Source organism: Actinophytocola sp., assembly GCF_050699935.1.
Classification (GTDB): domain Bacteria; phylum Actinomycetota; class Actinomycetes; order Mycobacteriales; family Pseudonocardiaceae; genus Actinophytocola.
The window spans coordinates 1-9,617 of record NZ_JBOHGB010000213.1 but is presented as its reverse complement, the minus strand read 5'-3'; the positions used below and the strand labels follow the sequence as shown (position 1 = coordinate 9,617).

Sequence of the window (9,617 nt, the reverse complement as noted above, 5' to 3'; positions counted from 1 at the left end):
CCCCCGCCCCCGCGCCCGCGCCGGCGCCGAGCAACCCGCCCGCGCCGAAGCCGGGTCCGGTCGAGCAGGTCGTGACCCCCGTGACGGACACAGTCGGTGATGTCGTCGAGCCGGTCACCGACACCGTCGGCGGTGTCCTGTCCCCGGTCACCGGCATCCTGGCCGCCGACAACACACAGCCGGCCATGACCATGATCAACCCGCTGGGTGATCTGCTCGGACGTTAGGCTCACCCGACTTGGCGACTGCCCCGGCGCCACCGGTCGTTGCTGGTGCGAACACCGGCAACCCCCGGTGTCGACGACCTTTTACGGTAACGACTACCGTCGCGTGCTGAGGCGGTCCCGGGGCAGGTTTCAGGGAGGATCCGAGCGTGAGCGGGCGTGAAGGCGAGCCGGACGTGGTCGGTGCCGGCCAGGGTCAGGCAAACCAACACGAATTCGCGTGGATGACGCCCGCGCAGGAACGAGCCAACCACATGGCGGACAACAACGAGGACTTCGGTCCGCACCCGCTCGCGTCCCCGTCGTTCGACGACGACGAGCGCACCGAGGCGGCTCCGCATCCGGAGACGCCCGGCCCGCTCTACGCCGAGCCGACGCCGTCCGGCCCGCAGCCGCGGCCCTACGTCGAGCCGGTTCCGTCGGGCCCGCACCGGCAGGGCCCGTACGTCGACTCGCACGACCCGACGCAGTCCGGCCCGCAGCCGCCGCAGTACACCGAGCCGACGCCCTCGGGCCCGCAGCCGCAGCCGTACACCGACGCGGCCGCGTCGGGCCCGCACCAGCACGCCGACATGGCCATGCCGGGCCCGTACCAGTACGGCGACCCGGCGCTGTCCGGGCCGCACGCGGGCTACGCCGAGCAGACGCCGTCCGGGCCGCAACCACAGCATCAGCACCCGCACCACCAGCAACCGCACCAGCAGCCCTCGTACCCGCCGGTCTACCCGCAGCAGTACCTCCACCAGGCGCACCCGCGGCAGAGCACGAACGCCGACGAGCTGTCCTCCGCCAAGCTGCTCAAGCAGACCAAGCGCCGCCCGCAGTCCGGCTGGCGCAAGGCGGTATTCGTGGCCAGCGGCCACCTGATCAACGTCGGCGAGAGCGGGGCGGACGTCCAGCGCCGCGAGCTGATCACGCGCGTCAACCAGCCCCTGCGCGGCTGCTACAAGATCGCCATGCTGAGCCTCAAGGGCGGCGTCGGCAAGACCACGACGACGACCACGCTCGGCTCCACGTTCTCCTCACTGCGCGGCGACCGGGTGATCGCCGTGGACGCCAACCCCGACCGCGGCACGCTCAGCCAGAAGATCCCGCTGGAGACCACCGCGACCGTGCGACACCTGCTGCGGGACGCGGACCGGATTCTGCGCTACTCCGACATCCGCGCGTACACCTCGCAGGGCCCGAGCCGGCTCGAGGTGTTGGCGAGCGAGCAGGACCCGGCCGTGTCGGAGGCGTACAGCGAGGACGACTACCGGCGCACGGTGACGCTGCTTGAGCACTTCTACAACATCGTGCTCACCGACTGCGGCACCGGCCTCATGCACTCGGCGATGAGGGGCGTGCTCGACATCGCGGACGCGCTCGTCGTGGTGTCGTCCGGCTCGGTGGACGGCGCCCGCAGCGCGTCGGCCACGCTCGACTGGCTCGACGTGCACGGCTACCGCGACCTGGTGGCCAGGTCGGTGGCGGTGATCAACTCGGTGCGCCCGCGGGCGGGCTCGGTCGACCTCGACAAGCTGGCCCAGCACTTCGGCGCCCGGTGCCGCGCGGTCTGCCGGATTCCGTTCGACCCGCACCTGGAGGAGGGCGCCGAGATCGAGCTGGACCGGCTCGGCCCGCCCACCCGGATGGCCCTGCTGGAGCTGGCCGCGACCGTGGCGGACGGGTTCCCGAGCGAGTTCTACTACATGCGCTGATCAGGCCGGTCAGACCGGTGGCTTGCCGTCCGGGTCGGCCGGCGGCGGTTTCTGCTGACCGAGCTTGCGCAGGAAGTCGGGGTCGTCGTCGGGCGCCACCGGGTTCTGGCGAATCCGGGTCGGCCGAATCGGCCGGGTGGGACGCTCCCCGACACTGGCGGGGTTCGACACGAACGCCCGCCACAACAGCACGGCGACGCAGATGGCGCCGATTGCGGCGAGCAGGTAGAGCATCGTGCACCTCCCGAGAGTCCTGGTGTCGAGGTTAGCCCGTTTGTTCCGTTTCTGGGGGCTCGGGGGGCGAACGGTGCGTCATGGGTGCGAGATCGTCGTCCGGCTCGTGCTCAGGTGGCCTTCGTGGCCTCGGTGGTGAGCTCGGCGAGCAGCGTCTTGACCTCGGACTCACGGAAGCGGCGATGGCCGCCCGGCGTGCGGATCGAGCCGATCCGGCCGGCGGTGGCCCAGCGCGTGACGGTCTTCGGGTCCACTCGGAACAGGGCCGCTACCTCGCCCGGGGTCAGCAGGCGCTCACCGACGTGTGCGGCAGTCACCATGTCCTCCTCAGTTGTGCCGGATCCGGACAGTGCCAGACAGGGCCGGTCGTAGGCCGGTCGTACAGTGCCCAATCGCACGTCGTGCCGGTGGTGCCCGCCAATCGTGTCACTTCGCCCGTCGGGTACTCGAACGGTTGTCTGATGGTAAAGAGGTAGTAAGGGACAAAACGACCTGTTCGGGCGGGACCTGCCGGGCGCTACAGTGCCGCGGTGGACACCGTCGACCGCAGGATCATCGCCGCGCTGCGCGAAAACGGCCGCGCCACCTATGCCGAGCTCGGACGGCAGGTGGGGCTCTCCGCGTCCGCCGTGCACGAGCGCGTGGGCAAGCTCGAGACGACGGGCGTGATCACCGGATACCACGCGATCGTCAACCCGAGTGCGGTCGGCCTCGGGGTCACCGCGCTCATCGGCATCCACCCCACCGACGTGGCCGACGACGAGGACGTGGCGGAATCGCTCGCGCTGCTGCCCGAGGTCGAGTCGTGCTACCGGGTGGCCGGCGACGAGTCGTTCGTGGTGAAGGTCCGGGTCGCGACGGTCGACGACCTGGAGCACGCGCTAGGCCGGCTGCGCCGCATCGACGGCGTGGCGCGGACGCGGACCACGGTGGTGCTGTCCACCCGCTTCGAGGGCCGGCCGAACACCTCGGAGATCGGGGATGCGGACGACGAGTAGCGTCGGCGGTGTGAGTGACCTAGGGCGCGATCTGACGCTGTACACGCTGGGCAGGCTCGGCCTGGTCGCCGTGGGCACGGCTGTGCTGATGATGGTCAAGGTGCCGCTGCTGGTGTCGCTCGCGGTCGCGGTCGTGGTGGGCTTTCCGTTGGGGATGCTGGTCTTCCGCTCGCTCAACCGGCGGGTGACCGCCGGGCTCGCGGCACGCGGTGCGGAGCGGGAGGAGCAGCGGGCCCGGTTGCGGGCGCAGCTGCGCGGGGACGAGCCGCCGCGCACGGACCAGCCGTGACCAAGGTGGACCGTAGCAGCGAGAAGACCCGCACGTGGGTCTGCGAGGCGGTCCGCGTCATCGAGGCGGACACGAACCGCAGCGCGGACACGCACCTGATCCCGTTCCCGCTGCCGGCGGAGTGGAACGTCCAGCTCTACCTCAAGGACGAGTCGACCCACCCGACCGGCTCGCTGAAGCACCGGCTGGCCCGGTCGCTGTTCCTCTACGCGCTGTGCAACGGCTGGATCGTCGAGGGCACGCCGGTGATCGAGGCATCCTCGGGCTCGACCGCGGTGTCGGAGGCGTACTTCGCGCGGATGCTGGGCCTGCCGTTCATCTCGGTGATGCCCCGCTCGACGTCGGCGGAGAAGGTCGCCCTGATCGAGCACCAGGGCGGCCGCTGCCACTTCGTCGACGAGCCGGGCGAGCTGTACGCGGAGTCGCGCCGGCTGGCCGAGGAGCTCGGCGGGCACTTCATGGACCAGTTCACCAACGCCGAGCGGGCCACGGACTGGCGGGGCAACAACAACATCGCCGAATCGATCTTCTCCCAGATGACGCTGGAGCCCCACGCCGAGCCGGAGTGGGTCGTCGTCGGCGCGGGGACCGGCGGCACGAGCGCGACGATCGGCCGGTACATCCGGTTCCGCCGGCTGCGCACCCGGTTGGCCGTGGTGGACCCCGAGCACTCGGTCTTCTTCACCGCCTGGCGCGACGACGACACGGATCTGACCTCGTGCCAGGGCTCCCGGATCGAGGGCATCGGCCGGCCGCGGGTCGAGCCGTCGTTCATCGGCCAGGTGATCGACCGGATGATCAAGGTGCCGGACGCGGCCTCGCTGGCCACGATCCGGGCCGTGGAGCCGGTCCTGGGCCGGCGGGTGGGCGGCTCGACGGGCACGAACCTGTGGGGCGCCTTCCAGATCGTGGCCGAGCTGAGGGCGCAAGGCCGCGCCGGCAGCGTGGTCACGCTCCTCTGCGACCAGGGCGACCGCTACACCCACACGTACTACTCCGACGAGTGGCTCGCCGCGCAGGGCCTGGACCCGACGACGTACCGGTCCACAGTGGACCACTTCCTCGCGACCGGCGACTGGCTCAGCTGAGGCCCAGTGCCACGCCGGCGAGGACGGCCCACGCCAGCATGGCCAGGGCCGTGTCCCGCAGCACCGGGATCAGCGCCAGGCCGTCCCGGCCCCCGGCCACGATCCGTACCGCCGGCACCACGACGGCCGCCGCCCCGAGTGCGGCGAGCAGCCACACGTTCGCGACAGCGGCGACCACCGTGACCACGAACGGCAGCGTGACGAGTCCGAAGTAGAGGGTCCGGGTCCGGCGGTCGCCCAGGCGTACGGCGAGCGTGCGCTTGCCCGCCTCGCGGTCCGTCGGGACGTCGCGCAGGTTGTTCGCCACCAGGACGGCCGCGGAGAACGAGCCCAGTGCCACCGCGCCCGCGAGCCCGGCCCACGTCACGGTCGCGGCCTGCACGTACTGCGTGCCCAGCACGGCCACCAGTCCGAAGAAGACGAACACGGCCGCCTCGCCCCAGCCCGAGTAGCCGTACGGCCTCGACCCGCCCGTGTAGAACCACGCGCCCGCGACGCACACCACGCCGACGGCGAGCAGCCACACGTGTCCGGTCAGTACCACCAGCAGCAGGCCGGCCACCGAGGCAACCCCGAAGCACGCGAACGCCGCCGTCCGGACCGAGGCGGCCGTGGCCACCCCGGAGCCGACCAGCCGCAGTGGACCGACCCGCGCCGCGTCCGTGCCTCGGACGCCGTCGGAGTAGTCGTTCGCGTAGTTCACCCCCACCTGCAGCGACAGGGCGACGGCGAGCGCGAGCAGCGAGGCCCACCAGTTGAACCGGTCGATCGCACCGGCCGCGCCGGCGCCGACGATCACCGGGGCCACCGAGTTCGGCAGCGTCCGGACCCGCGCCCCCTCGACCCATTCTGCTGCTGTCGCGGCCATGGGAACATCATCCTTGCCCCAGGCCGCCCGGCGTCGGGAGGGGGACAGACGTGCTCGCGGTCCGGTGGCGCGCCCCGAAGGACGCGCCACCGGTCGCTCAGCACGCGGGCGCTTCGCCGCCGCCGGAGACGTAGGCGGCGGCCACGAACTTGCCCGCGGCCACCCGGTACCAGACGCTCGACGTGCCCTGGGTCCCGGTGACCGACTCGCCCTGTGCCTCGCACTCGATGCGCACCTGCGCGTAGTTCGCCGCCAGGCCGACCGCGGCCGAGCCCGTGTTGGTGTCGGCGCGCACGGTCAGCGGGTCGGTCTCGGTGTCGATGAAGCCGGCCGGGTCCGAGCCGGTCCACTCGTAGGTCGCGGTGACCCACGAGTTGTCCGTCAGCCCGAGGCCGTCCCAGAACGTGCCGTCCGCCAGGTCGATCCCGGCCGGGTTCGCCACCGTGCGGCCGAACTGGTCCTTGCCGCCGTTGTAGCCGTCCTGGTACGCGGCCTGCGCCTCCGGCTTGCCCTGCGGCAGGTCGGCCCAGTCCTCGCGCACGTCGGGCGGGCTCCAGTAGTCGTCGCGGGTGTTCCACGGCCCGACGTCCCAGACCGGCGCCCACTCGCAGCGGCCGTTCGACGCGCACACGCGGACGCTGTAGTCGCCGGCCCAGTTGTTGGACAGCCCGCGCCGCGACGGCAGCGCCACGAAGTGGTCCCGCTCGGTGATCACGTGGCCGTTCGCCGTGGTGCCGCCGACGAGGCCCTCGCGGGTGGCGAACACCTCGTAGGTCAGGCCGGCGTCCGCGAGGTGGACCGACCCGGTCGGCCGCGCGTCGCTCGCCGACGGGGTCACGGTCAGCTCCCGCAGCCGCGGCGACGCGACGCCCGCCGGCGCGGACAGCATGGTGCGCACCTCGACGTCACGGACCGCCGCCGACAGCACGGCCGGGGCGTCCGGGTGGATCTCCGTCCACTCGGACCAGCCGTCACCGGTGCGCCCGCGCACGTCGATCGCCAGCTCGGCGCCGTCCGGCACCGTGGAGTCGACCCTGGCCGCGAAGGTGTTGGCCGGCTCGGCGAGGCGGCCGAGCGGGTAGACGGCGAACCCGGTACGCACCGACTCGGCCGCCCGGTTGGCCTCCGACCCCAACCGGACCGTCTCCGACGCCGTCACGTTCGTGCTGCCCTCGGCGGGCTTGCTCAGATCGATCCGGTGTCCCGGACCCGCGCTCGCGGTTGGTGCAAGGCCAATGATCGAGGCCACGAGCAGCGCCCCGACCAGCAGGTGGTGTTTGGTCTTCACGACCAGTCAGCAAAGACGCCGAGTGGTGATGTGTCAACAGAACGTGCCGATTTGTCGGTGAAGAATCACCGACCGAGCAGCTCGCGCACGGCCGCCCGGTCGACCTTTCCCGGTCCCCGCACGGGAAGTGTGTCGGCGAGGCGCAGCAGCTTCGGGACCGCCGGTGCGCCGAGCGCCGCCCGGACCGCGTCGAGCAGGTCCTGCACGCGGGGCGGCTCGCCGGCCGGCACGACCGCGGCGGCGACGAGCTGGCCCCACTCGTCGGAGGGCAGGTCGACGACACACGCCTCCGCGACCCCGGGCTGGGCGGTGAGCACGGCTTCGACGGCGGCCGGCGCCACCTTCACGCCGCCGGTGTTGATCACGGAGTCGGCGCGCCCGAGCACCTCGAGCGTGCCGTCCGTGTGCAGCACGCCGAGGTCGGTCGTGCGGAACCACCCGCCGGCGAAGGCCTTCGCGGTGGCCGCCGGATCGAGCCGGTACCCGGACGCGAGCACCGGCCCCGCGAGCTCGACCAGGCCCGCCTCGATCCGCACGTCGACGCCGTCGAGCGGGACGCCGTCGTAGACGCAGCCGCCCGCGGTCTCGGTCATGCCATAGGTGGTGACGACGTTGACGCCCGCCTCCCGGGCCCTGGTCAGCAGGGGCTGCGGGGTCACCGCGCCGCCGAGCAGGACCGCGTCGAAGGAACGCAGCGCGGGCAGGTCGGCGGTCAGCAGCCGGGACAGCTGGGTCGGCACGAGCGAGGTGTACCGGGGTGAGGCGGCGAGCGTCCGGGCGGCTTCCGCGAACGTTTGCCCGCCGCCGGCCACGACCGGCTCGTACCCGGCGAGCAGGGACCGGACGATCACCTGCACGCCGGCGACGTGCTGCGCGGGCAGTGCGAGCAGCCACCGGCCCGCGCCGCCGAGCCGGGTGTGCGTGGCCGTCGCGGAGGCGGTGAGCGCGGCGGCGGAGAGCAGCGCGCCCTTGGCCTCGCCGGTGGACCCGGAGGTGGCGACGACGACGGCCGTGCCCGGTTCGGCGGGCTCGCCGGGGGCCAGCCGCGCGCGCAGCTCCCCGAGCCGCGGATCCCGCGCCGAGAGCGGCAGCACCGCGGGCCCGGTCCCGTCGAGCGCGTCGCGCAGCGCGCGGACCAGCCCGGGCACGCCGTCCGCCCCGTCCAGCACGATCTCCCGCACGGCCCGATTGTCGTCCAATGCCAGGAAGGACGCCTTCCGGACGTCGAGCGTCCGGAAGGCGTCCTTCCTGGCGGTCAGTAGTAGTGCGGGAATGTCGACCAGTCCGGGTCCCGCTTCTCCAGGAACGCGTCGCGTCCCTCGACGGCCTCGTCGGTCATGTACGCGAGCCGCGTCGTCTCGCCGGCGAACAGCTGCTGGCCGACCAGCCCGTCGTCGATGAGGTTGAAGGCGTACTTCAGCATCCGGCGCGCGGTCGGCGACTTGCCGTTGATCTCCTTCGCCCACGCCAGCGCCTCGGCCTCCAGCGACGCGTGCGCCACGACCGCGTTCACCGCGCCCATCCGGAACATGTCCTCGGCCGTGTAGGTCCGGCCCAGGAAGAACACCTCGCGCGCGAACTTCTGCCCGATCTGCCGCGCCAGGTACGCCGACCCGTACCCGCCGTCGAAGCTGCCCACGTCCGCGTCGGTCTGCTTGAACCGGGCGTGCTCGGCCGAGGCCAGCGTCAGGTCACAGGTCACGTGCAGGCTGTGCCCGCCACCGGCCGCCCAGCCCGGCACCACCGCGATCACGACCTTCGGCATGAACCGGATGAGCCGCTGGCATTCCAGGACGTGCAGCCGTCCCGCCCGGGCCGGGTCGATCGTCTCCGACGTCTCGCCGGCCGCGTACCGGTACCCCGTCCGCCCGCGGATGCGCTGGTCGCCGCCCGAGCAGAACGCCCAGCCGCCGTCGCGGGGCGAGGGCCCGTTGCCGGTCAGCAGCACCACCCCGACGTCGGAGCTCATCCGGGCGTGGTCGAGTGCCCGGTACAGCTCGTCGACCGTGTGCGGCCGGAACGCGTTGCGCACCTCCGGCCGGTCGAACGCGATCCGCACCGCCCCGGTGTCCACCGCCCGGTGGTAGGTGATGTCGGTGAAGTCGAACCCCTCGACGACCCGCCACGCGGACGGGTCGAACAGGTCGGAAACAGTCACGCCGGGAGCATAGGCGGGGGCACGTCGTGCCAAGCTGGCCAGGTGAACCCGTCCACCGCACAGGCCGGAGTGATCGTCGACGAGCTCGTTCGCAACGACGTTCGGCACGTCGCGCTGACCCCCGGCTCGCGCAACGCGGCGCTCGCCATGGCCATGCATGAGGCCGCCGAGGCGGGCCGGCTCATCCTGCACGTGCGCATCGACGAGCGCGTGGCCGGCTTCCTCGCGCTAGGCCTGGCCCGGGGCGGCGGCCGTCCCGCGGCGGTCGTCTGCACCTCGGGCACGGCCGCGGCGAACCTGCACCCGGCGGTGCTCGAGGCGCACCACTCGGGCGTCGGCCTGCTCATGATCACCGCCGACCGGCCGCCAGAGCTGCACGGCACGGGCGCGAACCAGACCATCGACCAGCGCGACCTGTTCGGGCCGGCCGCGGTCGCGGTGGAGTTCCCGGTGGCCGAGCGGCGCGGGGGCCAGAACCAGGTCTGGCGCGGGCTCGTGTGCCGCGCGGTCGCGCAGGCCGAGCACGGGCAGCCGGTGCACGTGAACGTCCCGTTCCGCGAGCCGCTGGTACCGACGTTCGAGCCGCGTTGGCCCGAGCCGCTGGACGGCCGGCCGGACGGGCTGCGCTGGACGACCTCGGCCGCGCCGGTGTCGATGCCGGGCAGCCGCGTGGACTTCCGGCTCCCGGCGCGCACGCTGATGGTGTTCGGCAGCGGCCGGGCCGACCGGGCACGCGCGGCGGCCGCCGTCGCCGCGTCGGCCGGCTGGCC

General features: G+C 72.8%; 12 protein-coding genes. 6 read left to right on the top strand and 6 right to left on the bottom strand.

The annotated features are described in order from the left end of the window. Both ACRDTB_RS35750 and ACRDTB_RS35745 read left to right on the top strand, forming a co-directional pair. Window positions 1-227: hypothetical protein (locus ACRDTB_RS35750; RefSeq protein ID WP_431436680.1), on the top strand; the 227-nt coding region annotated here is incomplete at its 5' end. Between the two features lie 251 nt (window positions 228-478). Further along, window positions 479-1,924 carry an AAA family ATPase gene (locus ACRDTB_RS35745; protein WP_431436681.1) on the top strand — a complete coding sequence of 482 codons (1,446 nt, stop codon included), beginning with the start codon at window positions 479-481 and terminating at the stop codon, window positions 1,922-1,924. Window positions 1,925-1,933: 9 nt separating this feature from the next. Here ACRDTB_RS35745 and ACRDTB_RS35740 read toward each other — a convergent pair whose 3' ends face one another. Next, the gene (locus tag ACRDTB_RS35740; RefSeq protein ID WP_431436679.1) at window positions 1,934-2,158 is read right to left on the bottom strand and encodes a hypothetical protein; all 225 of its coding nucleotides are present in this window, start codon (window positions 2,156-2,158) and stop codon (window positions 1,934-1,936) included. Between the two features lie 110 nt (window positions 2,159-2,268). After that, window positions 2,269-2,478 (bottom strand): BldC family transcriptional regulator, encoded by a 210-nt coding sequence (locus ACRDTB_RS35735; protein ID WP_431436678.1) that lies wholly within the window; start codon window positions 2,476-2,478, stop codon window positions 2,269-2,271. A gap of 210 nt (window positions 2,479-2,688) precedes the next feature. On the opposite strand from ACRDTB_RS35735, the gene ACRDTB_RS35730 reads away from it, so the two are divergent. Genes ACRDTB_RS35730 through ACRDTB_RS35720 form a run of 3 tightly spaced genes read left to right on the top strand, consistent with a single transcriptional unit; the run spans window position 2,689 to window position 4,533 of the window. Beyond that, on the top strand, window positions 2,689-3,156 hold the full coding sequence (locus tag ACRDTB_RS35730; RefSeq protein WP_431436677.1) for an Lrp/AsnC family transcriptional regulator: 468 nt from the start codon (window positions 2,689-2,691) through the stop codon (window positions 3,154-3,156). A 10-nt stretch (window positions 3,157-3,166) separates the two neighbouring features. Further along, on the top strand, window positions 3,167-3,445 hold the full coding sequence (locus ACRDTB_RS35725) for a DUF4229 domain-containing protein (RefSeq protein WP_431436676.1): 279 nt from the start codon (window positions 3,167-3,169) through the stop codon (window positions 3,443-3,445). Then, window positions 3,442-4,533, top strand: a complete 1,092-nt coding sequence (locus ACRDTB_RS35720) for a PLP-dependent cysteine synthase family protein (RefSeq protein WP_431436675.1) — start codon at window positions 3,442-3,444, stop codon at window positions 4,531-4,533. Before ACRDTB_RS35725 ends, ACRDTB_RS35720 begins: the two co-directional genes overlap by 4 nt. Here the strand turns inward: ACRDTB_RS35720 and ACRDTB_RS35715 are convergent. The 4 genes from ACRDTB_RS35715 to ACRDTB_RS35700 all read right to left on the bottom strand — a co-directional run bounded on the left by ACRDTB_RS35715 (window position 4,526) and on the right by ACRDTB_RS35700 (window position 8,847). After that, window positions 4,526-5,401, bottom strand: a complete 876-nt coding sequence (locus ACRDTB_RS35715; RefSeq protein ID WP_431436674.1) for a 1,4-dihydroxy-2-naphthoate polyprenyltransferase — start codon at window positions 5,399-5,401, stop codon at window positions 4,526-4,528. The two genes, ACRDTB_RS35720 and ACRDTB_RS35715, sit on opposite strands and share 8 nt — an antisense overlap. A 97-nt stretch (window positions 5,402-5,498) precedes the next feature. Beyond that, on the bottom strand, window positions 5,499-6,689 hold the full coding sequence (locus ACRDTB_RS35710) for a hypothetical protein (RefSeq protein WP_431436673.1): 1,191 nt from the start codon (window positions 6,687-6,689) through the stop codon (window positions 5,499-5,501). 65 nt (window positions 6,690-6,754) lie between these two features. Continuing rightward, a complete protein-coding gene (gene menE / locus ACRDTB_RS35705) occupies window positions 6,755-7,870 on the bottom strand; it encodes an o-succinylbenzoate--CoA ligase (RefSeq protein ID WP_431436672.1) in 1,116 nt (371 codons plus the stop codon). A gap of 74 nt (window positions 7,871-7,944) precedes the next feature. Further along, window positions 7,945-8,847: a 1,4-dihydroxy-2-naphthoyl-CoA synthase gene (locus ACRDTB_RS35700; RefSeq protein ID WP_431436671.1), complete on the bottom strand. Its 903-nt coding sequence runs from the start codon at window positions 8,845-8,847 to the stop codon at window positions 7,945-7,947. Between the two features lie 42 nt (window positions 8,848-8,889). On the opposite strand from ACRDTB_RS35700, the gene ACRDTB_RS35695 reads away from it, so the two are divergent. Continuing rightward, window positions 8,890-9,617 (top strand): thiamine pyrophosphate-binding protein (locus ACRDTB_RS35695; RefSeq protein WP_431436670.1); only part of this gene is annotated, 728 nt, incomplete at its 3' end.